Raw genomic sequence first — 24,581 nt, 5'->3', positions numbered from 1 at the left:
CCTTGAATTTTACAGCGAATAGGCCTGCTGCTTCAGCAGCTGCATAACGGAAAGAAAATCGCCGGTGCTGGTATCGTCGTCCCGTAAACCGACCCGGTGGAGCTGCTGATTGTGCTGCTGTTCTTCCTGTTGCTGCTGCGCCTGATCCTGCCGGCCCTGCTGATCCTGCTGGTACCATGCCTTTTCCTGGGCGGGTTCTGAAATCTGCACCGGCTGGGTAACGGTTGTCTGCAGAAGGGTACGGATGTCGGAGCTGTTTTCCATCAGCATGCTCTGGGTCTTGGGATTCGACGCCTGAATGGAAACAGTCAGCACACCGCTTTGCATTGCCAGCTTCACTGACACTTTCCCCAGATCCCGGGGATAGAGGTCCATCTGAAACTCCGGTTTGCCCGCCTTATAGTTGACAAGGATCTGGTCGGCAACCTGCTTGCAGGTCGTCCTGGCGGCATCCGACGGAGCGTCGGAAATTTTGATCACCACATTGCCCGTCCGGTAAATGTCCGAAAACTGCGCCGTGCTCTGGCTTTGACCGTCTGCCGGAGCAGCATCCCTGTCATCAGCAGGAGAAACATTCTTCGGCCGAATTTCAAGCGTTGGAGCAGAAGCAGAGAGCGTTTTCTCCGTACCGGGTTTTGCCTGCACCTCTGAAAGTGTCTGCTGCGCCGGTAAACTCTTTTCCTGCGGCTGTGCTGGAGACTGGACGGAAACGGCGGTTGCCGCATCCGAAACCTGCTGAGAGGGATTGACACCCGGCTGATGATTCGTCAGCGGAGCCATCTGTACAGGAGCATCGGTACCGGCGGCAATAGGAGCCTGAACGGACTGTGTTTCCGCACTTTGGCGGGAAGTCACCTGTGCGTCGGCTGCGCTTACGGACGAGGCCGCATCTGCCGTCATCTGCTGAGACGCATTGCCGGACACCGGGATATTCACTGCCGTCTGCGGGAGGGTATCCGCCGTCAAAAGCGGGGTCGCGGTTTCTGCCTGCGGCTGGATTTGCTGAAGGAATCCGGAACCGGCCGGCAGCTGCTGGACGGTATCCGCACTCAGAACCTGGTCCGCAGTCATTGCCTGCGGTAAAACCTGTAACGGCTCCGGTACAACGGATGGGAACTGTCCGGATGGCAGCAGCTGGCTCAAAAGAGAAACATCCGCTGCATTGAAAACCGGTAAATTTCCCTCGGAAACAGCTTTGCCGCCTTTTGTTTCCTTTTCTTCGGGTTCAGCGCCCGTCTGGGCCGTACTTTTCAGCGCCCTGCCAAGGGTCGCCAGCTGCATGAAAGTATCAAAGGCGTTCGTGGGATTCTTTGTCTGGGATGCTTTGGAATTTTGCGGTACGGTGGAACGTGTGACTTGCTGTATCGTTTTTATCACCTCCTTATCAGAATATTTTATAAATAAAAATATTTATAAGCATTTAAACGGCGCCGCGCGCCTGCCCGACATATTCATCCATTGCGAGCTCCTCGCTTTTCTGAATCTGCTTGAGATACTCCGCCAGCTGTTTGTCGCGAAGCTTTTCCAGCCCCGAAATCTCGCTGTTGACGGCTACAATGTCGGCTTTTTTCTGTGCGATAATATCTAAAAGCTGTTTTTTCTGATCGATTAAATGTAAAATTTTCTGATTCAGGGTATTGAAATACGTTTTATAAATAAGCATATCGCCGGCACTCAGCCCATTTTGCAGCTCCTCGAGCATTCTGCGGTTGGTAGCTGTGAACTGATCGTTCAGCGCATAAATTTCTTTTTCCAGTTCGGTCAGCTTCATCTGCAGCAATGCAAGCTCGTTCTTTTTGACATCGAGCGTCTGCTGTTTAAAGCCGAGTACTTTTTCAAGCGAAAATGCAAACTTTTTCATCTTACAACTCTTTCATCCTGTTCAGGGTTTCTTCAAACGAAAAGCTCTCATCGGTTCTCTGACACAAAAAAGCATTGATCGCGTCTATTTTTTTAACCGCCTCGTCCAGTCTTGGATTCATCCCCGGCTTATACGCGCCGATCGAAATCAAATCGTAATTCTGGTAATAGACGGACAGAAGGTTCCGGACCTTCGCGGCGGCCTGCTTATGTTCCTCCGACACAATATCGTTCATCAGTCTGGAAATGCTCCCGTTCACATCGATCGCGGGATAGTGGTTTTTATGGGCAAGGGAACGGGTCAGAACAATGTGACCGTCGATGATACCCCGGACGGTGTCGGAAATCGGCTCGTTGGTATCGTCTCCCTCCACCAGCACCGTATAAATGCCGGTAATGGAACCTTCCCTGAAGTTTCCGCTTCGCTCCAGAAGCTTGGGAAGCTCGGCATAGATGGAAGGCGTATATCCTCTGGCAACCGGAGGTTCCCCGGCCGCCAGGCCGATTTCCCTCTGTGCCATTGCAAATCTGGTCAGGGAATCCATCATCAGCAGGACGTCCTTGCCCTGATCCCTGAAATACTCGGCAACCGCGGTGGCGACCGTAGCGCATTTCACGCGGTACATGGCCGGCTGGTCGGAGGTGGCGACCACCAGAACGGAGCGCGCCAGCCCTTCCTTGCCCAGGTCCTTTTCAATAAACTCGGTAACTTCCCTGCCTCTTTCCCCGACAAGAGCGATTACGTTGATATCTGCTTTGACATTTTTCGCAATCATTCCCATGAGAGTGCTCTTGCCAACGCCGCTTCCGGCGAAAATCCCCATTCTCTGCCCCTTGCCGATCGTCAGCATCCCGTCTATCGCCTTGACGCCAAAGGTCAGCTGCTCACTGATCCTGGGCCTTTCCAGAGGATTGGTATAAGTGGAATCGACATCGTAATACTGCCGGATATCAAATTCGCCCAGTCCGTCAATGGGCCTGCCCGCGGCGTCGATGGTCCTGCCCACCAGGAAATCCCCCACCGGAACGCGGAGCTTGCTGCCGGTGGAACGCACCAGGCTGCCGGGGCCGATGCCCTTGATATCGCCGTAAGCCATCAGCAGGATATTGCTGTTTTTAAACCCGATGACTTCAGCCATGACTGTTTTTTCGTCGTTGGAATTGCGGATGACGCAGATATCGCCGACATTGGCCCTCAGGCCGGTGGTCTCTATCATCATACCGACGATATTTTTCACCTTGCCGATATAACAGAGCGGATTCAATTTTTCCAAAACATCGTAGGAATCCTGAAAATTCAACATTTTTCGCTCCATCTTTAAAAATTGACTGTTATACCTGGAGTGCCTGTTTGATTTTTTCCATCTGCGTATTTACGCCGGCATCGACCATCCGGTCAGGCATTTCTATAATACAGTCGCCGTCGTCCATATCGGGAGAGACTTCAATTTTAATGCTGTCGGAGACATCGCTGAGCGCCTCAACAATGGACTTGTCCACCTTCTGAAGCAGCGTTTTCGTGTTTTTGGAGACGAAGATTCTGACCCATTCCTGATTGCGGTAGGCATCCACAGCGCTGGTAATGATGGATTGCATCGCTTTTTCATTCATGCTCAGTTCCCGCCGGATGACTTTTTCCGCAATCGAGACGGCCAGCTTTTTAAGATCGGCCTCATATCTTTGCAGGATTTCGGCCTTCCTGGTTTCGACGGTATCCAGCATCCCGGAAAGCTCTTCGGCGGCCGCCCGATTCTCTTCTTCGGCTTTCTGCAGACCGGCCTGCCGGCCTTCCTCATAACCGTCCCGGTACCCGAGCTCCCGTCCTTCTTTTTTTCCTTCCGCAAAGCCCCTGCCGTAGCCTTCCTCCCTGCTTTGCACCAGAACCTGAGCGGCTTCCTGGTTCATCTGCTGGGTGGATTCCCGCACCTTGTTCACGGTGTAATTCTGGGCGGCTTCTATAATCTGCTGAGCTTTCTGAAAGGCTTCGTTTACAATCTTTCTATGCTGATCCTCTTCCAGAGGCGGATCAGGCGCTTTCGGAACGCTTCCGTTGTTCGCCGGGAAAGCAGTCCCGTTTTTAACCGTGACATACTGGGAAGCTTTGATAACGTTAGGCAATAACCTCATCCTTTCCGCCCTTGCTGATGACTAACTCGCCTTCGCTTTCAAGACGCCGGATAACACCGACAATACGCTGCTGTGCTTCTTCGACATCCCTGAGCCGGACGTTGTGCGTGAATTCCAGATCGGATTTGATGGTTTCGGTTGTACGGTTCGACATATTTTTGAAGATGACGTCGGAGACCTCCTGATTGGCTCCCTTGAGCGCGAATACCAGATCCTTGGAATCCACTTCGCGCAGGAAACGCTGAATGGACATATCGTCCAGAACGGTGATGTCTTCGAAGACAAACATTCTCTTTTTGATTTCATCGCAGAGCTGTGCGTCCTTACGCGTCAGTTCATCAAAGATATACTTCTCGTTGGCGCGGTCCATATTGTTCATAATGTCGGCAATATAATTGACGCCGCCGAATTCCATGAAGTCCAGAGACATCAGCGAGGAGAATTTATTTTCAAGGTTATTTTCCACAATCCTGATAATTTCAGGGGAAGTGCGGTCCATGGTGGCAATCCGCTCCACGACGTCAAGCCGCTTGTCCTTCGGAAGCTCCGCAATCACCATAGCCGCCTGATCCGCTCTGGCATAGGAAAGAATCAGGGCGATGGTCTGCGGATGCTCGCTCTGAATCATTGCCATCAAATTTTTGTAGTCTGTTTTCCGGATAAACTCAAAGGCCTTGGTTCTCAGCGACTTGGTGACGCGTTCCAGAAGAGACGACGCCGTCTGGGCGCCATACGCCTTTTCCAGAACATTTTTTGCGTATTCCATGCCGCCTTCCGTAATGACTTTCTGAGTCAGGCAAACCTGATAGAAATCTCCGAGGACATTTTCAATTTCTTCGGAAGACATATGGGACATTCTCGCTATTTCATAAGTCAGCTGTTCCACTTCGTCTTCTTTCAGATATTTATAGACCTTGGAAGCATTTTCCGCTCCCAACGAGATAATGACAGCGGCGGCTCTCTGCTGGCCGCTCATTTGTTGATTAGCCATTGCCATCGTCTCCTCTCAGCCAGGATCGGATCAGTTGAGCGGCAATTTCAGGATTCTGTGAGGAGAAGTCCTGAATTTCTTTTGTAAGAGCCTGTTCCTTGGACGCTTTTTCAGCACGTGCGTCTTCAATCGCCTGCAGCTCAATCGCTTCTTCCTCCGGCTGCTGCTCTTTCTCCTCTTCCAGACGGTCTTTCAGAGAAGCATCCTCCTGATTTTCGTCCTCTTCCAGTTGGGCCAGTTCAAGCATCTTTTTCTTCTTGCGTCCGCGCGCAACCATCGCCGCAACAAGGATAACGATCAACAGGGTGAGCAGCGCGACACCGCCGAGAATCAGAATCTGGTTTAACGGGAGGGCCGTCGGCGACGGGCCGCCGGTCTGCTGATCCCCGCCCGGGAAGACGGCGTTGTATACAGCCACCTTATCCGGCTGTATGGCGGCGGCGTAGGCGGCAAGCTTTGCAATCTCCTGCTTCTGGGTGTCGTCCATCATTTCCTTATTGACGGCAACGGAAATCGTCATGTCCGCAACGCTTGCGGCATCTCCCTGAATCTGCTGTTTCACCTGGCTCACAAGATATTTGTAGCTTTCGCTGTCTTTCGTGTAAATCGTATCGCCGTTCACGGTCACGCCCGGATAGGTCGTGGTTTCCGTATTGGATTCGGTCCCGGCGGCTCCCCCGGTTGTTTTCTGGCCGCCCGTTTCCTGCTCCTTCTGCGTTTGGGATTCGCTGATAACACCCTTATTGTCCTGTGACGGATTATAAGTGATGATCTCCTGTACTTTTTTATCCACATCCATTACGCTTTTGGCGGTCACTTTTACATTGTTCTGGCCAAAAAGCGGCGTCAGGACCTTTAGAACGCTTTTCTCAATATCGTTTTCATATTCCTTTTCGATTTCAAGCTTAAACTGTGAAATGTTGACCTGGTTCCCTCCGTCCGTGTCGGAAACATTCAACTCATTGCCGGTGGCCGTATCGATGACCGCAACGTCGTCCGTTTTTAAATTCGGCACGCTTTTCGCAACCAATTGCTTGATTCCGTTGACCTGGGACGATTCCAGCGTCTTTCCCGTCGCCAGCGTTACCGTGACGGAAGCGGTCGGTGTCTCGGAATTTTCATCCCACGCATAGCCGCTGCTGTCGGGAATGCTGATGGTCACATTCGCGTTCTTGATGCAGTCCAGCGTTTTGATAACGGCCTCCAGCCTTTGGTTCAGCTGGTATTTTTCTATGGTTTTCTTTTCAAAATCAGTGGACATGATATCGACATTATTGGTAAAGAAATCATAGTTCGGGGCCGTTTTCGGATACCCCTCGTTGGCCAGTTCCATCCTCAGGGCATTTTCTTTGTCCTTAGGAACCATGATGGTGCCGTTGTCCTCTTTATAACTGATATCCCGGTCCTTGAGCTCGTTCATAACCTCAACGGCCTCTGTATGATCCAAGCCGGGATAAAGCACTACATAGGGCTGCCTGTTCAGCAGGATCCCTGCGATTACAGAAAGCAGGACAATTCCGCCCAGAACGCTTATGATGATTATTTTTTTCTTCTTTGTCAAATTTGCCCAAAAAGTTTTGATTGGGTCAATATATTTTTTAATTTGTATATTCATTGTTTAACCCGCAATCACCCTTCCAGTATACTTTGGCCTAAACACTGATCCTCATGACTTCATTATACGCATCAAGGGCCTTGTTGCGGAGCTGAACCAGCATCTGCACGGAAAGGGTTGCTTTTGTAGATGCAATAGCGATATCATGCAAATTGTCGGACTGGCCGGTGGTCAGCTTGTAAAGCTCCCGGTCAAGGTCGGCGTTGGTCGTTTTTACATTCTGGACAGCGTCCTGAAAAAGGTCCTGAAACGGAACTCCCGCGGTATTTCCGGAAGGAGATACTGTTCCGGAACTTTCAGGGGCAAGAACGGAATTGATTTTTTCGATCGGCGTTATCTGCACTTTACGTTACCTCCCTAATTCCAAAGCCTTTACCGCCATTCCTTTTACGGCGTTAAAGGCGGTCAGATTTGCATCGTATGCTCTGGTGACCGACATCATGTCCAGCGTTTCCTTGATCGGGTCCACGTTCGGCATCATCACATAGCCCTGTTCGTTCGCGTCCGGGTTGGTGGGGTCATAAACGGGGGTAAACTCGCTGGGATCTTCCGCAATTTTTGAAACCTTGACCCCTTTCGGCGTCTGCTCCGATTCATTTTCACTCATTTTTCTGTCAAAAATGTGCCGGAACGAATTTTGTTCCGCCGGTTCATAAACGACGATTTTTCTGCGGTAGGGTCCCCCGTTTTCCGTTTTGGTGGTGGAGGCGTTTGCGATATTCTCAGAAATAACATCCATGCGAAGCCTGCTCGCAGTAAGGGCAGAACCGCTGATATCCAGCGAATTTAAAAAGGCCACACGAATTCCTCCTACTATTTCAATTTAGGGAAGCCCCTCAGGCTTTCCCGTCCGTAATGGCGTATCTCAGACGTGAAAAATAGTCCGAAAGCTCGCGCAGGGAATAATTATAGTTGATTTGTGTCCTCGCAAGCTCTATATTCTCTTTTTCCGCGTCCACGTTATTTCCGTCCAGCCGTAAGGATTCGTCATCCGACACGCTGGTCTGCGGAGTTGTACTTTCAATCCGGCTGATCAGATCGCCGCTGTTTTCCCCGCCCTCGGCCATCAGCTTTTTCAGCTGGTCCTCAAAGCTGACGGACTTACTCTTATACCCCGGCGTTTCAATATTGGATACGTTGTCGGAGATTTCCCGCTGCCTGACCCACAGGCCGTCCAAGTCCTTGTTTAATAGCGCAGCAGAAACACTGTTGAACCAATCCAAAGCAATCCCTTCTTTCATTCATTAAAGCGCGGTCACGAATTTCTCTGAATAACTTGATAAATAATTTCAAAGATATAAATTCGTGACCAAGCTTATAAACAATAATAATTGTTTTATATCATATATTTTACCTAATTATATATGCAAATAATGACAAAAGTCAACTGAAATTCGTTTAAAATCCTCTTAATTCGAAATATTTCGATTGTATTTTTTATTTCATAATCATACAATCATTGATATAGTAAAAAAGTATTTAGAAATTAAGCATTTTTTTCTAAACATTTAATGAAACATGCCGATAATTTCTGCAGAGGTGAGTATTGATGATTATTAATAGTGCTGACCATAATTTCAATTATATAACCAGCCAATATCCCGCCAAACAGCCGGGCCGGGTTGACACCGACGGCACAGCGGCCGGGCCGGCGTTTTCCGGCAATCTGAATAAGGCGGTAAATGCTTCCAAGATGGATAAAATTGAAATCTCGCAAGGCGCTGCGCGCCTTTCAAATAACAGTCAGTTTATTTCGGAAACCAAAGACAAGATTGTTGCGGAAATAAATAAGGATAAAGACGAGGAAGCCGTCAGCAGAATCAAGGAACAGCTGAATGTCAGGCAATATGCCGTAAGCCCTGTGGAAATCGCGAAAATTCTTTTGACGGACAATAACGAATGAATATACAAAACAAATGCAAAAAATCAAAGGGCGGGTGAACAGAGAGAATGATCGAGAAAGAGCTTACTGAAAAACTGCTGAAATTCCTTCGCGATTACCTGAATTTTTATAAAAGCTTTCTGGAGATTGAATCTGAAAAATATAACGATTTAGCAAACAACAACGTCACCACCCTGGACGGGCATGTCAGAAAAGAAGAGGCGTTCATGCTCAAGGCCAGAGGGCTTGAATTGGAGCGCGACAAGCTGGTCGCACAGACCGGCAGTCCAAAAGCGACCTTCCGGCAGCTGATCCCGATGTTCGAGCCTTCCCTGCAGCCGCAGGCCAAAAGCATTTTTGACGAACTCTCGCAGGTGACGCTGGACCTGAAGGAGATCAACCTCCGTTGTAATCAGCTCACCGAGCTAAAGCTGCACAGAATCGAAAAAGACGTCAGTAAACTGAAAAACAATCCCGAACTGCAACGGATATACTCCTCAAAAGCGGAAGAGGGATCCACTCCCCCCAGCATTCTGTCCAAAAAGGTTTAAGGAGGTATTCCCATGTCGTCAACTTTTTCCGGGTTCTACGTTGCCAAAAGCGGAATTCAGGCAGCCCGGGCCAATCTGCAGATAACCGGTCAGAATATGACCAATGTAAATACCACAGGCTACACAAGGCAGCGGGTGGACTCCTATTCTGTCGGCCCGACCGGCAGCAACATGCGTTATACGGGCGGCAACCTTGCTATCGGCAACGGCGTGTACTGCAGCGGGACCAGTCAGATCAGGGACCCCTATCTGGATATCCGCTACCGCGCGGAACATGCCTATGTGGGCAAAACCGACGTCCAGCTGGATACCCTGAGCGACCTTGAGGATATTTTTGACGAATCCTCCAAGGACGGACTCAGCGCACAGTTTTCGGACCTGATCACACAGCTGAATACACTCGCGTCTTCCCCCACCTATTCCAGCGAAAACATCGTCAAAAACTCCGCCATGCTTCTGACCAAGGCTTTCAACAGCGCGTCCCAGCGGCTGTCGAAAATCCGAAAAGAGCAGACAAAGTCTCTCCAGGACGACGCGATTACAAAAGTAAATAATCTTTTAAAAAATATAGCGCACCTGAATCAGGAAATTAAAAGCTCGGAAATTTCCGGCACCTCCGCGCTGGAACTGACCGATCAGCGCAATACCATGATCGACGAGCTGTCAAAGTACGCCAATATCGAGGTTTCCACAAAAACGGTGGAGATCGGTTCCGACCGTTCGGTTTCGGAACTGCACATCGACCTTGTGTCCGGCGATCAGAAATTCAGTCTGGTGGCGAACGGGGATTACAGCGAATTCAGTATGACGACGGACAGCGGCACAGTCAAAATGGAGCTGAAGGATGTCGCTTCCGACACCTCCGTTCCGGCAAGGGACTCCGACGGCAACATCCTCAAAGATGCCGATGACAACCCTATCCCTATGACCAACGCGGACCTGACGGAAGGAGCGTTCGGCGGATATCTTTCCATGCTGAACGAAAGCGGGGAATTCGACCCTGTCACCGGGGAACGCGGCCTCGGCTATTATGAGAAGATGCTGGACAAGCTCGCCGTCGATTTTGCGGACACAATGAATCAGGCAAACAGTACAAATGAAAGCGGAGTTTACAACAAGCCGCTCTTCACCACCACGGACGGCACGTCGACCACCGGCATCACCGCCGGGAACATCAGTATTTCCACCGCTTGGAACACCGCGACCAGCTCTTATATCACCGCCACCAAGCAGACGGGCGATGTGGATACTTCCAGCAATGGCGACAACGTGCTTTACATGATCAGCGAGCTGGGCAAAGACAAAACTTACAAAACTACGGACGACGCGGATGCCAAGACTCTGTTTACTACCTCCATCGACTCGTTTATGTCGGACTTATCGGTTTCCGTGCTCGCCCTGCAAAAAAGCGACGTCAACCGGCAGAACACCACTTATAATTCAACCCTTACGGAAATCGACACGCAGAGAGCCGCCGTATCCTCTGTCGACGTCAACGAGGAAGGCATCAACCTGATTATGTACAACCAGGCGCTGACCGCTTCTTCCCGGTTTATGACTACGCTGGACGAGGCGCTGGAAACGATCATCAACAAAATGGGCATCGTCGGAAGATAATCCCCACGGTTTAAAAGGAGGACGGCAGTATGAGAATCACCATGGGCATGGTCATGAAGCAATACAATAAAAACCTCAATAATTCCTTAAACGCGCTGAACGAAGCAAGCCTGCGGGAAACAACGCTGCGGAAGTTCAACAAAGCGTCGGAAGACCCGTTTTCGGCTTCCAAGGCATTTGCGCTTCGGCGCGAATACCTGAAAAACCAAAGCTATCAGAGCGAGTTGAGCGACGCGGCGGATAAGCTTACAACCGCGGACTCCACCCTTCAGAGCATCAGCAAGGTCCTGTCGGAAGCGGGATCGGGCGAATGCATACAGGCCATCAGCGACACCACTTCCGATACCGGCCGGAGCGCGATTGCGAAAACGCTCCGCGGGTATCAGCAAACCATTTTGACGCAAATGAACACCCAATTCGGCGAAGGCTACCTTTTCGGCGGCGCCAATACCAACAACCCGCCTTTTTCCGTCGGCGCAAGCGGGAATCTGTTGTACCGCGGGATCGACGTCAATACGGGCAAAATCGAGGCCGGTCCCACCCTGAGCTATAACGGCGCGCAGATCACGCTGGGCGATACGCAGTTTAACGGCTATACATTTCAGGTTCAAACCGGAGCCACTCCTTCCGCTTCAGTGGATACCGATTCGCAAACGCTGACTGTCACCCTGCCGACGGGCGCGAAAAACAGCGATGTGCTGGCAGCGCTGAAAGGCTCTCCGGACTTATCGTCTTTCGACTTGTCAAAAGCGGCGATTTCGGGCGATTTGAACCGCCCGGTGGACACGAGCCAGACGGCCACGGCGACGGATACGATCGAGCCGGAAGGCCTGAAGAAGCTGGCCAGCGAACAGACTTTCGTCAACATCGGTCTGGGGCTCAGCACGGAAAACGGCACGGAAATCAACAGCCAAAGCGTCTACAACTCCGCTTTGCCCGGCATCTCGTTTATTGGTTACGGCGCCAACGACAACGGCGCTTCCAACAATCTTTACACCCTGCTCGGACAGATCGCCGACAAGCTTGACGGCGGTGAGAATGCCTCTAACTTTACTTATTCTTACGATGAAATAAAGCCCCTTCTGGACAATTTCAGCGATCAAAGCGACGTCCTGACCGATAAAATATCGGAAGTAGGCTCAAAATCCAATTTTCTTTCGACCACTCTGACGAACCTGACGTCTATCGGCGATAAAGTCCTTGAAAAAATCGACAACACCGAATATGTGGATTTCGAGGACGCCGTTATGGACCAAAGCTACCAGCAGTACGCTTACACCGCTGCTTTAAAGATTGGTTCACAGCTTCTTCAGCCGACCTTTTTGGACTTTATGGATTAGGAATCATGCAGCAGGCGAGGTGAGTGAAAATGGAACAGCTTCTGGATATCATTCATGTTCCCATTTCTTTTGAAATGAAGGTCCACAATGCGAAACTGGAAATATCCGACGATACCTTTTCCCAGCAGGGGATTGTGGATTTTACGGATTTAACCCCGTATACATCCAGACTGTATTTCGATACGCATGAGTACAAATACAAAGCAAGATCAACCGCCGCGCAAAACCAAGCCGGTCAGGTTTCCTACGAAGATCAGATTCTGATGTCCATGAGCGGCACCGCCGATCTTGCAAAGGAAGAGAAAACGCTGATGGAAACACAAAACAGCACAAGCACATTGGGCGCCTTTGCTTTTCAGCATCTTCAGCCCACCATTCAAAGCACAATCGGGATTCCTTCCTATCCAACCGATTTTTCCTGGGACGCGCAGAGTCTTTCCGTCCAATACGAAACGGACAGGCAGAATTACGATTGGCTGACGAAAAACAGGCCGAAGCTGAAATTTACCCCCGCAAGCGTTGAGTTTGTCGTGAAGGAATACGCTCATGTGGAGTTCAAATATCTGGGCAAGCCCCAGTACGTTCCGCCGTCGGCCAGCCCCGACTATGAGCCGCCGAAGCTCAATGTGACCGCATAACGCAAAATAGATACAGCCCCCCTTGGGAGGCTGTTTTTTCTGACAGCTAACAAGGAGGAAATTATGGACACGAATCAGGCAGAATTGCAGAACACGGAAACCAACGTTCAAAATATCATTTATTTTGAAGAGGGGATTTTAGGCTTTGAGGATATCAAGGAATATCTTCTGTACCATGAAAAAGGGAACGGGATTATCTGGAGCCTGCAGGCCGCCCACAGCGACATCCCCTCCTTCGTGGTGGTGGACCCCTACCCGATCGTCCATGACTACAGTCCCGTTTTCCCCCAGTCGGAGCTGGACTATTTCGGGGAAACGGACGCGGAAAACCTTTGTGTTCTGGCAGTGGCGGTCATCAAGCCGAATTTGAGCGAATCCGTCATTAACCTGAAAGCGCCGATCGTGATCGACGTCAACACCAAAAAGGCGAAACAGATCATTTTGGAAAATTCAGATTACCCCATCCGTTATCCATTATTCAGCGATAAAAGATAGGAGGCGCTTCCGATGCTCGTCATCAGCCGAAAAGTCTCCGAATCCATTATCATTGGAGACAACATTGAAATTATTGTATCCGAAATCAGCGGCGACCGCGTTAAAATCTGCATCAACGCGCCAAAGGAAATTCCGATTATCCGCAAAGAGCTTTGGGATACCCGCGCCATGAATGAGGAAGCCAGCGTGGCGCCTAAAAAGCAGGCCCTTGATCAGCTGAAAAAAGCTTTGCAGAAAAAGCCAAAGGAGTAAACTGCTCCCGAACTCCTTCCGTCGCGCCCGGCGGACCTATCTCCCGAACTCCCTCCGTCGCGCTCGGCGGACCTATCTCCCGAACTCCTTCCGTCGCGCCGGGCGCGACACCTCCCTCAAAGAGGGAGGCAAGGAAAAGGCCCCTTCTTTGAGGGGGCTGGCAGGCGCAGCCTGACTGGGCGAGTCCCCCACCCAGTTCCCGAACTCCCTCCGTCGCGCCGAGCGCGACACCTCCCTCAAAGAGGGAGGCAAGGAAAAGACCCCTTCTTTGAGGGGGCTGGCAGGCGCAGCCTGACTGGGGGAGTCCCCCACCCCAGTTCCCGAACTCCCTCCGTCGCGCCCGGCGCGACACCTCCCTCAAAGAGGGAGGCAAGGAAAAGGCCCCCTCCGTGAGGGGGCTGGCAGGCGCAGCCTGACTGGGGGAGTCCCCCACCCAGCTCCCGAACTCCCTCCGTCGCGCCGGGCGCGACACCTCCCTCAAAGAGGGAGGCAAGGAAAAAATATTTTGAAATTCTGCAAAATACCCTAAACTTTTCCAGATTCATACCGAAATATCAGTTGTAAGCAAAAAACTTACACAGTATCTTGTTTCTGCTGCGACAGGGCCCGTCGGGGCAGGAATCCAACCGCACAGCAAAGAACATGGACGTTCTTTCAAAAAGGCGTGACCGGCTTTTTGCCGCACGTACTAAACAAAATTCAGGAGGAAAAAAATTATGCGTATTCAACACAATATTGCAGCCTTAAATGCAAACAGAATGCTGGCCAGCAACAACAACGCCGTCAGCAAAAACCTTGAGAAGCTGTCTTCCGGCTACCGCATCAACAGCGCTGCCGACGACGCCGCAGGCCTTGCGATTTCCGAGAAAATGAGAAGCCAGATCCGTGGATTGGATCAGGCCGAAAACAACGCAAACGACGGTATTTCCCTTGTACAGACCGCTGAAGGCGCTCTGAATGAGACCGCTTCCATTCTGCAGAGAATGAAAGAGCTGGCCACCCAGTCTTCTAACGGTACTTACCAGAACGACGTTGACCGCGAGAACATCAGCAAAGAAGTTGAGGCCCTGTCAAAGGAAATCGACAGAATTTCCTCTTCCACCAACTTCAACAAGATCAACCTGTTGGATGGCACCCTTGGCACATCGGAGATTACTTCTTCCTCTAATAACGCAGTAATTGTAGCTCATGCCGCAGAGAAAGGCACCTTTGAAGCTGCCGCTGTTGGAACGCCTGCCGCTTCAGGATCGTACACTGTTTCCTATCTTGATTCCAATGGTAAAAAGCAGACTACAACCATAAACTTTACGGATGCTGCTGGTACTCCTGATGCAAAAACTAACGGTGCTGAGATTGCTAAAGCATTAAATGAGAATGCTGTTATTGCTGCTAATTTTGACGTAGCTGCAGATGCAGGCACAGGCAAACTTACTTTTACTGCAAAAGTAGCCGGTAAGGACGGAGCCAGTGTTCTTACTGCTACAACCGCTGTTACGGATAAAGATACTGCCAAAAACGAATATTCTACAATTACGTTTACAGACGCTCCTACTGCGGGTGACACCGTTTCCATTGGCGGTCGTACCTATGAATTCCAGGCTGCGGACACTCTTACAGATGTCAAAGCCGGAAATATTGCTGTTGTAATTGGCGACGTGAGCAGTGGCGATGAAGCCGCGGCAAATCTTACAGCTACTCTGGCGGCATATGATATTAGTTCTGCGAGTAATTCTACTAACATCGTTACGATTTCTGATATGAAAGAAGTCGGTGGCAAGGGTCTTACTTTACAGATTGGTGCAAGCGCTTCTGAAGATCAGCAGGTTTCGCTGAACATTGCCAGCATGAGTTCCAAGGGCTTAGGCATCGACAAGATTTCTGTCGCCAGCCAGGACAATGCAAATGCCGCTATCGACACCATCGAAACCGCTATTAACATCGTTTCCGGCACAAGAGCCGACCTTGGCGCACTGCAGAACAGACTTGAGCACACTGTAAACAACCTGGGTACCACCAGCGAGAACCTGACTTCCGCTGAGAGCCGTATCCGTGACGTTGACATGGCTGCTGAGATGATGGAAATGACCAAGAACAACGTTCTTGCTCAGGCCGCTCAGTCCATGCTTGCTCAGGCAAATACACAGCCTCAGAACGTTCTGAAACTCTTACAGTAATTCTTTTTCCTACAGCGTATTACTTCATTTACAAAGCGCCCACGGACAATGTCCGCGGGCGCTTTTCGCATTGCAGTGTAACTCGCTCCCGAACTCCCTCCGTCGCGCCGGGCGCGGACCTGGCTCCCGAACTCCCTCCGTCGCATCCGGCGCGGCACCTCCCTCTAAGAGGGAGGCAAGGAAAAGGCCCCCTCTCCGAGGGGGCCTCAGCTTGTAGGCAAACTGCCAGACTGCGGGGGTTCGCTTTTTAGCTCAGTCCCGCCGCCGCGTTGGGATAGGTGTAATTGTAACGGTTGAACTTCACCGCTTCATAATCGCCGTAATTGTAAACGTTCGCTTCGCCGAGCCTTCTGTAGAACAGGCCGGCATAGAATTTGCCGCCCGCCTGATTCCAGCGGATCAGGTCGGAGCCGAACGCGTTGGCGTTGGTATAATTGAGGTCATGGGTCAGCGAGTCGGAGTTGGACAGATTGATGTATCCGGAATTGACCCAGCCGGTGCTTCCATTGGAAAGCTGTACCTTATACCAGCCGTCCTTCGTGTTGGCGAAGTTGCATTCGGTCACATTGAGCGAAGTGCCCGACAGCACGCCGCAGACCTCATTCCCGCCGATACCGGGCTGATCCCTGACGATAGTGTCCTTCGTCACAGTCGCCGCAAGCGTTTCCCCGGAGAAGAGCGCAGGCGGAACCACCGCGTTTTTCATGATCCTTCTGAAATCCATCTCCGCGCTGCTGTTGAAGTAGCCCGCGCCGACATTATAGGCAAAGCTGATCAGGCAGTCGGCCTGATTCTGGCTCATCAGGAAACGGTTGTTCTGAATCATTTTATTCAGTTCGGTTGTGTAAGAGGAATGATTGATCTTGTTGATGAGAAGCGACCATGCTTCCGTCTCCGTCATATTGTTGTAGAAAATCGCGTTTGCCCCGAAGGTACAGCCGTACCCGATCGTGGGCACCTGATTGGACGTCAGCTGGTCGGCGTATACGGTCGGGCTGTAGCCCTCCCATTTGGCAATCAGGGAAATCATCTGGTCGCTGGCCCTGCGCTCCTCGCTGGAAGTCGTAACGAAATCCTGCTGGTTGGAAACATACGCGTTGGTGGTATAGCCCGTAGAACTCATGCTTCCGTTCAGCGACGAATAAGCGGTAAAGGAATAGGTTCCCGCCGCACTGAAGGTCGTGGTAGCCGTCCATTTTTTCGTATCGGTGTTTTGTTTGGACTCGTTCGTACAGGAATCGGCGTTCAGCGCTCTTTTGCTGCCGTCCGGCATCGTAATGACGAACTGCACGCCGTCGCGCGTGGTGTCGGTCACCGCGGTCAGCGTTACCGTCGCGCCCGTACTCGCAATATTCGGAGATGCAAACGCGGTCTTTACCGGTTCCGCATCCGTTACCGTTACATTGCACGCCGCCGTGTAGGTTCCCGATTTGGCCGTGATCACGGCGGTGCCGTTGGAGACGGCATAGACATATCCGTTTGAAACCGTGGCGACATTCGAATTGCTGCTTGTCCAGCTGATATAGGTTCCGCTCGGGGAAATGCTGGCCTGAATATACAGCGTCTTCCCTACCGGGATGCTCTGGGCTGTGGTGGAGAGCGAAAGCGCGGTGGTATTCGTTACATCGTCGGAATAATGAAGCTGAATATACTCCGAGCTGACATAGCCTGCAACCCCGCTGGCGGTCTGCACCTTGGTCCAGGCCGAATTGGAAGTGTCCAGCACCGTCAGGCTCGTCCCCCTCGGCAGGTTTGCGAGAATTTTGGCGCTTGTATCGGGCGATTCCCTGAGCCGCAGCATGTCGGCCGTTACGCTCGCACCCGTAATGGTGTGGGAATCGGAGCCTGTATTATCCCCGGAACCGGGATCCGCTCCGGTGTCCGTATTGGTATCCGTGCCGTTATTGTTGCCGGTCTGTGTGGTGGAGATGTTCAGGAATTCCTTGCTGCAATAGCCTTCCTTTCCATCGGAAGTCTTTATTTTTGCCCATGATGCATTGGAATTGTCCGTTACCGTCACGGTAACGCCTTTGGCCAGCGTAACAAGGATGCTGTAGCCGGTCCCCGCGCCGCTGCGTACATTCAGGGAAGCGGTCGTCACCGCCGTGGCAGTGCCGGTGGTTCCCGTGGAAGGCGGGGGATTGGTATCCGTATTCGTGCTGGTCCCGGTGGAAGTGCTGATATTCAGATACTGCTTGCTGCAATAGCCCTCCTTCCCATCCGACGTCTTGATCTTTGCCCAGACGGAATTGGAATTATCCGTTACCGTCACAGTGACGCCTTTCGCCAGCGTAACAATGATCCCGTAGGTCGTTCCCGCGCCGCTGCGCACATTCAGGGAGGAAGTAGTTACCCCCGTAACAGTGGCGGCGGCTCCCGTTCCCGTGGAAGGAGGGGTATTGGTATTCGTTCCGCCGGAAGTGCTGAAGTTCAGATACTGCTTGCTGCAATAGCCCTGTTTTCCGCTGGGAGTCTCCACCTTTGCCCACTGGGCGTTGGAGTTATCCAGCACCTTTACGGTCGTCCCCTTGCTGATGGTCAGGATCACTTTATAATTGGTACCAGCGCCCTCGCGCAGGTTAAGATAGTCCGTGGTCAGCGCCGACGCCGACGACGCCGTGGAACCGGTATTGGCGGAGCCCGTATTTGTCGTCGTACCGGAGCCGGATGAAGCGGACACGTTTAAAAACTCCTTGCTGCAATACCCCTGTTTGCCATCCGCTGTCTGCACCTTCAGCCAAGAAGGGTTGGAGCTGTCGATCACCTTGACGGAAGTCCCCTTCGGAAGGGTAACGATAATTTTGCTGGTGGTGCCCGCGCCCTCGCGCATATTTAAAGACGCTGTGGTAACCGCGGTCGTCCCGGAAGACGAGGCCCCGGAATTGGAAGCGGCGCCGGAGATGCTGAGATACTGCTTGCTGCAGTACCCCTGTTTGCCGCTGGAAGTCTGCACCTTCGTCCATGTTGCGTTGGACGAGTCAAGAACCGTGACGGTGACTCCTTTGCTGAGCGTCAAAATGACTTTTTTATCCATACCCGCGCCTTCGCGCAGATTCAAATAATCCGTTGTTTGTGCGGTCGCAGCCGCCGCTACGGAAACAGCCGGCGGCAGGGTAATCATAACACCTGCGGCACAGATCAGCGAAACCGTTCCCGCTACAATCCGCTTTTTCAGACTTTTCAATTCATTCACTCCAATTATGTATTATTGATTCAATATAAAATAAACCGGCAGCAATCCCTGATAAGGAACAATTTTTCTTTCCTGTAAAATACAGGCGCTGCCTTACAATCAAATAAGTTCTGGCATCCGTTGACATTACTGGTTCGATTATACCTTAAAAACTGGCAATTATCAAGTTAATATGTCAAATGTTAACAATTTCCGCCCCTTTGGAACAGGTGATTTTTTCCGGCTGCCGCATCCATTTTTTTAATCTCTTTTTTATAGAAAAAAGCGGAAGATATCGGATACACCAATTGACATTTTCAGTAAATTGTGCTATTTTTAATAAAGGTAGTTAGCTTTTGCTAACTGATATGAAAAACCATAAGGAGGGCAAGCAATATGTCTGACTATCGTATTAAAAATATTGTTGCAAGAGAAATTCTGGATTCCAGAGGCAATCCAACGGTTGAGGCGGTCGTAACGCTGAACGACGGCACCGTGGGAACGGGTTCTGTTCCGAGCGGAGCGTCCACAGGCTCGTTTGAGGCCCTTGAGCTTCGCGACGGAGATTCTGCCCGCTACGGCGGAAAAGGCGTCTTGAAAGCGGTCGATAACATCAACACGGTGATCAACGATGCTCTCAGCGGATGGGACAGCACCCGCACGGCGGCCATCGACCAAAAGCTGATTGAGCTTGACGGCACCAAAGAGAAGTCCAAGCTGGGGGCAAACGCCATTCTGGCGGTTTCCCTTGCGGCGGCAAGGGCTGCGGCAAGCGCGCTCCATCTGCCGCTGTACCGTTTTATCGGCGGCGTAAACGCCGACACCCTCCCCGTTCCCATGATGAACATCCTGAACGGCGGAGCGCACGCGGCAAACAACGTGGACATTCAGGAGTTCATGATTATGCCCGTAGGGGCGCCGTCTTTCCGGGAAGGGCTGCGCTGGTGCGCGGAAGTGTTCCATAAGCTCGCTTCCATCCTGAAGGAAAGAGGGTTGTCCACCTCCGTCGGCGACGAAGGCGGCTACGCCCCCAACCTCGACACGGACGAAGAAGCGATCGAGCTGATTTTAGAAGCGATCAAAAAAGCGGGCTACCAGCCTTCCAGGGACTTTGTTCTCGCGATTGACGCCGCCTCCAGCGAATGGAAGTCCGGCAGCGGCTACCTGCTTCCGAAGCATCATACCTCCTATACGACGGACCAGCTCGTCGCGTACTGGAAGACCCTGAGCCAGAAATACCCGATCCGCTCCATTGAAGACCCGCTGGGCGAGGACGACTGGCAGGGCTGGGAAAAGCTGACGGCAGAGCTGGGTGATTCGGTACAGCTTGTCGGCGACGATCTGTTCGTTACCAATACGGAAAGGCTAAAGAAGGGAATCAACCTGCACTGCGCGAATTCCATCCTGATTAAACTGAATCAGATCGGCTCCCTGACAGAGACAATGGACGCCGTGAAGATGGCGCATAAAGCCGGCTATACGGCGATCATCTCCCACCGCTCGGGCGAAACGGAAGACACGACCATTGCCGATCTGGCGGTCGCGCTGAACGCGGGGCAGATTAAGACCGGCGCCCCGAGCCGCAGCGAGCGTGTCTCAAAATACAACCAGCTGCTGCGGATTGAATCCGATCTGGGAAACGGCGCCTGTTTCCCCGGGGACAGCTGCTTTCATTAACAACCGTTATTCTTCATAATTGATTTCCAGGATGATACACGAAGCAAACGGATAAAAGCTGTTCCAATAGGTCCGCCCGACGGAATTCACCTGATATCCCAAGCTTCTGAGAAAATTCGCGGCTTTGTATCCAACTTTTTTATCAAAGAATCTGATAATAACCGTTTGCATGCGATCACCTCAATTGAAAAGAATGGATCAATATCAGGATATTCCATAAGCCGCCGTCTGTTTCATAAATTCCGAAAGCAAAAGTAAAGAGATGGAAGCGAAAGCTTCCCGAAAATCAGCAAAGCAGGCAGAGTGACCACTCTGCCTGCTTTTGATGAAATCGAACCATTTTAAACGCGTTTGCTTCTTCGAGGGTGACTGCCGTAAACCGGCCGGACAGATTTTAATCCGTTTCCTTCTTTAAGCGGAATTTTCCGACAAGCGACCGCATGATCTGCACCTGCGTAGAAAGCTCCTCGCTGGCGGCGGCATTTTCTTCCGCGGTCGCCGAGTTGGTCTGAACCACCGCGGCGATCTGATCGGCGCCCTGTGTCACCTGACTGATGGACTCCGCCTGACGGCTTGACGCCTCTGTGATCTGCGCAACGGCATCCGAAACGGATTCTACGCTCTCCACTACCTGAAGAAGGGCTTTCGCGGTCTGGTCCGCGATTTTTGTGCCGTTCTCCACCTGTCTGGCAGAATTTTCGATCAAAGCGGTGGTGTTTTTCGCCGCCTGCGCGCTTTTGCTCGCCAGATTACGGACCTCGTCCGCCACAACGGCAAAGCCCTTTCCCGCGGCCCCCGCTCTCGCCGCCTCAACAGCCGCGTTCAAAGCGAGGATGTTGGTCTGGAAAGCGATATCCTCAATGGTTTTGATGATTTTTCCGATTTCCCCGGAGGATTCATCGATCTGAGCCATTGCGGACACCATTTCATCCATATGCCGGTTGCTGGCTTCTATTTCGGTTCGGACAAGGCTTACATTTTTATTTGCTTCGGCCGCATGCTCCGCATTCTGTCTGACATGGGTGGAAATTTCGGTAACTGTGGCCGCAAGCTCTTCGACGGAACTTGCCTGTTCCGTCGCGCCCTGCGCCAATGCCTGCGCCCCGTTGGCGATCTGGGCCGAACTGGAATCCACCTGCGCCGCGGAGCGGCTGATCTCCGTCAGGGTGCTGTTCAGAGAATCCGTGATCTTTTGGATGGAGGCTCTGATGGAAGCGAAATCGCCCAGGAATTCCTGCTGAAGCTCAAAATCAAGCTGTCCGTTCGCAATGCTCCCCAGCGCGGAATCAATTTCCGCAATATAATGCTTCATATTCTCTACCGTGTAAAAAAGGGAATTTGCCAAAACCCCGACGTCGTCCTTTGTTTTGACGGAGGGAACTTCGGAGTGAAGGTCGCCGCGGGAAAGCAGCTCCAGCCGCTGGCTGAGCTTTTTCAGCGGAATCTGAATCGCGTCCGTAAATTTCCATACGGCTGCCAAGCCGATCAGTAAAGTCAGGAACGCAATCAAAAGCACGGCGGTGGAAACGCTGAAGGTTGCGGCGTCAATCTCCTTTTGGGGAATCATCGCTATGACCTTCCAGCCCGTATTGGGAGAAGTATAAACATTGGTAAGGAATTTCTCCCCGCCCAATCCGGTGCTCTTTACCCCATCGGTTATCTTCTCCGCATTTTCCAATCCCGTGATTTTCAGTTCTTCGATTTTCTTGAGGTTATGCTCCTTGTCCATGGAGTCGGAAATAACGGTTCCGTTCTGATGGACGAGGATCAGGTATCCGCTCTTTCCGATCTTCACCTGATTAAGCATTTCCGTCATGGAATTCAGGTTGACGTCAATTCCGGAAACGCCCAGAAGATCATTGCCGTCGTATACCGCCTTGACCAGGCCCAGGATAATATTGCCGTCGTTTTCGTACGGCTCCGTATACACATATTTCCCTTTGCCCGTAATCGCGGTCGTGTAAAACAGCCGCTGTGTGGGGTCGTAGTTCGGCACTACCGCCCCGCCCTCCGGACTCTGCATATATTCCTTGCTTTCCAGCCCGTAATAGACGTAGGTGACATAGGGATGCGCCTGCCGGAAGGAGTCGAAGGACTGGAAAATTTCCTGCTCCATCCCGCCCGCTTTGGAAGACCGGATTACCCTGTCGTCGTTTTCCCCTCTGTTCACATAGCTGGTCAGATGCCCCTTCGACGTTTTCATCAGGCTCGCCGGCGCCATATAGTCAAGATTGTACTGAATCTCTGAAAAGAAAGTTTCCATGTTTTTATCGGCCAGCTTCAGCTGCTGGCTGCTGGACTCGACGTACTGCGACTGAATCTGGTTGGGCAGTATGAACAGGGACATCACTGCAAAAGGAACTGCAATCACAATAGCAAAAATGATGCTGAGCTTTTTCTTCAAACTGGATTTTTTAACTGATTTGTGAGATTCTTCCCGAATTGTTGCGGAACGTTTAAAGAAATGAAACATTCTACTCTTCAACCTTTCATCAATATACTTTCCGGAAAAGGGCTTTCAGGAAAAAAATACCAAATCGGGAATGAATAAAAAAAGAGGCGGTTTATCGCCGCCTCAATCATCATTTCCCGTTTTGCATTCCTCCAACCGTTGGCCAAAGCCTTTATAAATGAAAATTGCCGCGTTCCTGCTGTGTGCCTGTCTCCGGATCCTTTTAACCCGCTGTCATAATTGGCTCAATTGACCCGTCTGCAGCGGAAGGCGCACCTACGGGCGCTGCACAGGCGGCAGCCGTAAAGCAGGACACGGCGCTTTCCGGCCAGAGCAATCAGGCATAAATTATATTAAGAAACGAATCTGCCTTCTCAAAAAAGGGAAGGCAGATTTCTATTTTTAGGAGGATTATGATGAACAGTTTTGTTTCAAGAATAGGCGGAAAGAGGCTCCTCAGCAAAGCGATTATCAGCCGCTTTCCCAGCCCGTTTCCGGAAAGATACATTGAGGTCTTCGGAGGGGCCGGATGGGTAATGTTCGCGCTTCAGAACATCGCCAAGTTAGAAGTTTTCAATGACATCGATGGGCAGCTGATCAATCTTTTTCGGTGCGTAAAATATCACTGTGAAGAGCTTCAAAAAGAAATCAGGTGGGCGTTAAATTCGCGCGAAATCTTCTTGGATTTCCGGGAACAGGAGCGGTGCAGAGGTCTTACAGATATCCAGCGGGCCGCGAGATATTTTGTCCTCATAAAAGAGAGCTACGGCTCAGACGCACGTTCATACGGCTGCTCAAGGCGCAATCTGCACGATCCGGTTGAATACCTTTCTGCGGTGCAGGACCGGCTGAGAAATACCGTGATCGAAAGCAGGGACTTTGAACCGCTCATTAAAACATATGATAGAGCTGGTTCGCTGTTTTATCTCGACCCACCCTATCACGGGACAGAGGGGTATTACCCTGACACGTTTTCCGAGGACGATCATAAGCGCCTTGCCGAGATTCTAAAAGGTATCAAGGGCCGGTTCGTTCTTTCTTATAATGATGATTCATTCATCCGGGAATTGTACAGTGGTTTTTCGATTGAACCTATATCGCGGCAAAACAGCCTTCAGACCAGATACCAAGCGGGTGGAAAGTTCAAAGAACTTCTCATTATGAATTATTAAATCTTTCGCGTGTTTTTTTTAGGACATAAATAACCGGATACGTTATATCCTAACAAAATCACATGAAAATTCTGGAATGGTGTTATTATCCCCTTAGGAAAGGGGGGAATAATGCATGATAAGAATCTACTTATCTAAGCTGCTGGGAGAGCGAAAGCTGACGCAGAATGATCTCGCTCAGATGACCGGTATACGTCCGACCACCATCGGAGAAATCTATCATGAGATCGTCCAAAGGATTAACATCGACTACATTGACAAAATTTGTGAAGCATTAGGATGCACCATTGCAGACCTGATGGAGTATGTCCCAAAATCTCACGCCAGCCATAATTCTCCTGATTCCGTGCATACAAAAACGGAAAGCCCGCGCCACCGATAAAGTGGAAGGATTTCCGTAATTTTATGCAGTTTAAGGGCCTTTAAGACGGTTTCAAACCCGTTTTAAAGGCCCGCACTTTTTGTATTTTGTGTGCAAATTTTTTGTATTTTATTCGCAAAGCAACAGCCGCTCTCTGCTGTGTCTTTGCTTTCGTTCTGTTCCGGATTGTCAAAAAGGACGAAAA

The 24,581-nt window shown here is 51.0% G+C and carries 22 protein-coding genes; 11 read left to right on the top strand and 11 right to left on the bottom strand.

The genetic code is table 11. The features are described from left to right. Nucleotides 1-9: 9 nt before the first annotated feature. Genes ACRQV7_RS06610 through flgB form a run of 9 tightly spaced genes read right to left on the bottom strand, consistent with a single transcriptional unit; the run spans nt 10 to nt 7,816 of the window. Nucleotides 10-1,377, bottom strand: coding sequence for a flagellar hook-length control protein FliK (locus tag ACRQV7_RS06610; RefSeq protein ID WP_444659907.1), 1,368 nt, complete (start codon nt 1,375-1,377; stop codon nt 10-12). 43 nt (nt 1,378-1,420) lie between these two features. Beyond that, nucleotides 1,421-1,861 carry a flagellar export protein FliJ gene (gene fliJ / locus ACRQV7_RS06605; protein ID WP_275714188.1) on the bottom strand — a complete coding sequence of 147 codons (441 nt, stop codon included), beginning with the start codon at nt 1,859-1,861 and terminating at the stop codon, nt 1,421-1,423. 1 nt (nt 1,862) lies between these two features. Continuing rightward, a complete protein-coding gene (gene fliI, locus ACRQV7_RS06600; RefSeq protein WP_444659906.1) occupies nt 1,863-3,164 on the bottom strand; it encodes a flagellar protein export ATPase FliI in 1,302 nt (433 codons plus the stop codon). Nucleotides 3,165-3,192: 28 nt separating this feature from the next. Beyond that, nucleotides 3,193-3,978, bottom strand: coding sequence for a FliH/SctL family protein (locus ACRQV7_RS06595; protein WP_275714184.1), 786 nt, complete (start codon nt 3,976-3,978; stop codon nt 3,193-3,195). Then, a complete protein-coding gene (fliG, locus tag ACRQV7_RS06590; protein WP_275714182.1) occupies nt 3,971-4,978 on the bottom strand; it encodes a flagellar motor switch protein FliG in 1,008 nt (335 codons plus the stop codon). The genes ACRQV7_RS06595 and fliG overlap by 8 nt, the downstream gene beginning before the upstream one ends. Then, the gene (fliF, locus tag ACRQV7_RS06585; protein WP_444659905.1) at nt 4,971-6,593 is read right to left on the bottom strand and encodes a flagellar basal-body MS-ring/collar protein FliF; all 1,623 of its coding nucleotides are present in this window, start codon (nt 6,591-6,593) and stop codon (nt 4,971-4,973) included. The genes fliG and fliF overlap by 8 nt, the downstream gene beginning before the upstream one ends. 37 nt (nt 6,594-6,630) lie before the next feature. Next, nucleotides 6,631-6,936, bottom strand: coding sequence for a flagellar hook-basal body complex protein FliE (gene fliE / locus ACRQV7_RS06580; RefSeq protein ID WP_444659904.1), 306 nt, complete (start codon nt 6,934-6,936; stop codon nt 6,631-6,633). Between the two features lie 6 nt (nt 6,937-6,942). Continuing rightward, nucleotides 6,943-7,392: a flagellar basal body rod protein FlgC gene (gene flgC / locus ACRQV7_RS06575; protein WP_444659903.1), complete on the bottom strand. Its 450-nt coding sequence runs from the start codon at nt 7,390-7,392 to the stop codon at nt 6,943-6,945. A 37-nt stretch (nt 7,393-7,429) separates the two neighbouring features. Next, on the bottom strand, nt 7,430-7,816 hold the full coding sequence (gene flgB / locus ACRQV7_RS06570) for a flagellar basal body rod protein FlgB (protein ID WP_275714174.1): 387 nt from the start codon (nt 7,814-7,816) through the stop codon (nt 7,430-7,432). 326 nt (nt 7,817-8,142) lie between these two features. Between flgB and ACRQV7_RS06565 the strand changes: the two genes are divergently transcribed. The 8 genes from ACRQV7_RS06565 (at nt 8,143) to ACRQV7_RS06530 (ending at nt 15,542) form a co-directional block, all read left to right on the top strand. Further along, the gene (locus ACRQV7_RS06565) at nt 8,143-8,496 is read left to right on the top strand and encodes a hypothetical protein (protein ID WP_444659902.1); all 354 of its coding nucleotides are present in this window, start codon (nt 8,143-8,145) and stop codon (nt 8,494-8,496) included. Nucleotides 8,497-8,543: 47 nt separating this feature from the next. Further along, complete coding sequence (gene flgN, locus ACRQV7_RS06560) at nt 8,544-9,026, top strand: flagellar export chaperone FlgN (protein ID WP_275714170.1); 483 nt, start codon at nt 8,544-8,546, stop codon at nt 9,024-9,026. Nucleotides 9,027-9,038: 12 nt separating this feature from the next. Continuing rightward, nucleotides 9,039-10,643 carry a flagellar hook-associated protein FlgK gene (flgK, locus tag ACRQV7_RS06555; protein ID WP_444659901.1) on the top strand — a complete coding sequence of 535 codons (1,605 nt, stop codon included), beginning with the start codon at nt 9,039-9,041 and terminating at the stop codon, nt 10,641-10,643. A gap of 29 nt (nt 10,644-10,672) precedes the next feature. Next, nucleotides 10,673-11,983: a flagellar hook-associated protein FlgL gene (flgL, locus tag ACRQV7_RS06550; RefSeq protein ID WP_444659900.1), complete on the top strand. Its 1,311-nt coding sequence runs from the start codon at nt 10,673-10,675 to the stop codon at nt 11,981-11,983. A 29-nt stretch (nt 11,984-12,012) separates the two neighbouring features. Continuing rightward, nucleotides 12,013-12,621 carry a DUF6470 family protein gene (locus tag ACRQV7_RS06545; RefSeq protein WP_444660244.1) on the top strand — a complete coding sequence of 203 codons (609 nt, stop codon included), beginning with the start codon at nt 12,013-12,015 and terminating at the stop codon, nt 12,619-12,621. Between the two features lie 63 nt (nt 12,622-12,684). After that, complete coding sequence (fliW, locus tag ACRQV7_RS06540; RefSeq protein ID WP_444659899.1) at nt 12,685-13,116, top strand: flagellar assembly protein FliW; 432 nt, start codon at nt 12,685-12,687, stop codon at nt 13,114-13,116. 12 nt (nt 13,117-13,128) lie between these two features. Continuing rightward, nucleotides 13,129-13,368, top strand: coding sequence for a carbon storage regulator (locus tag ACRQV7_RS06535; protein ID WP_444659898.1), 240 nt, complete (start codon nt 13,129-13,131; stop codon nt 13,366-13,368). 716 nt (nt 13,369-14,084) lie between these two features. Beyond that, complete coding sequence (locus ACRQV7_RS06530) at nt 14,085-15,542, top strand: flagellin N-terminal helical domain-containing protein (RefSeq protein ID WP_444659897.1); 1,458 nt, start codon at nt 14,085-14,087, stop codon at nt 15,540-15,542. 247 nt (nt 15,543-15,789) lie between these two features. On the opposite strand, the gene ACRQV7_RS06525 is transcribed toward ACRQV7_RS06530, so the two are convergent. Next, nucleotides 15,790-18,726 carry an SH3 domain-containing protein gene (locus ACRQV7_RS06525; RefSeq protein WP_444659896.1) on the bottom strand — a complete coding sequence of 979 codons (2,937 nt, stop codon included), beginning with the start codon at nt 18,724-18,726 and terminating at the stop codon, nt 15,790-15,792. A 384-nt stretch (nt 18,727-19,110) separates the two neighbouring features. Between ACRQV7_RS06525 and eno the strand changes: the two genes are divergently transcribed. Beyond that, nucleotides 19,111-20,391, top strand: coding sequence for a phosphopyruvate hydratase (gene eno / locus ACRQV7_RS06520; protein WP_444659895.1), 1,281 nt, complete (start codon nt 19,111-19,113; stop codon nt 20,389-20,391). Nucleotides 20,392-20,785: 394 nt separating this feature from the next. On the opposite strand, the gene ACRQV7_RS06515 is transcribed toward eno, so the two are convergent. Continuing rightward, a complete protein-coding gene (locus ACRQV7_RS06515) occupies nt 20,786-22,795 on the bottom strand; it encodes a methyl-accepting chemotaxis protein (protein ID WP_444659894.1) in 2,010 nt (669 codons plus the stop codon). A gap of 464 nt (nt 22,796-23,259) precedes the next feature. Between ACRQV7_RS06515 and ACRQV7_RS06510 the strand changes: the two genes are divergently transcribed. Both ACRQV7_RS06510 and ACRQV7_RS06505 read left to right on the top strand, forming a co-directional pair. Then, nucleotides 23,260-24,015, top strand: a complete 756-nt coding sequence (locus ACRQV7_RS06510) for a DNA adenine methylase (protein ID WP_444659893.1) — start codon at nt 23,260-23,262, stop codon at nt 24,013-24,015. Nucleotides 24,016-24,130: 115 nt separating this feature from the next. Then, on the top strand, nt 24,131-24,397 hold the full coding sequence (locus ACRQV7_RS06505; protein WP_444659892.1) for a helix-turn-helix domain-containing protein: 267 nt from the start codon (nt 24,131-24,133) through the stop codon (nt 24,395-24,397). Nucleotides 24,398-24,581: the final 184 nt, after the last annotated feature.

The sequence above is a fragment of the Caproiciproducens lactatisolvens genome, from assembly GCF_052443335.1.
Classification (GTDB): domain Bacteria; phylum Bacillota; class Clostridia; order Oscillospirales; family Acutalibacteraceae; genus Caproiciproducens.
This window is presented reverse-complemented; position numbering and strand designations above follow the sequence as displayed.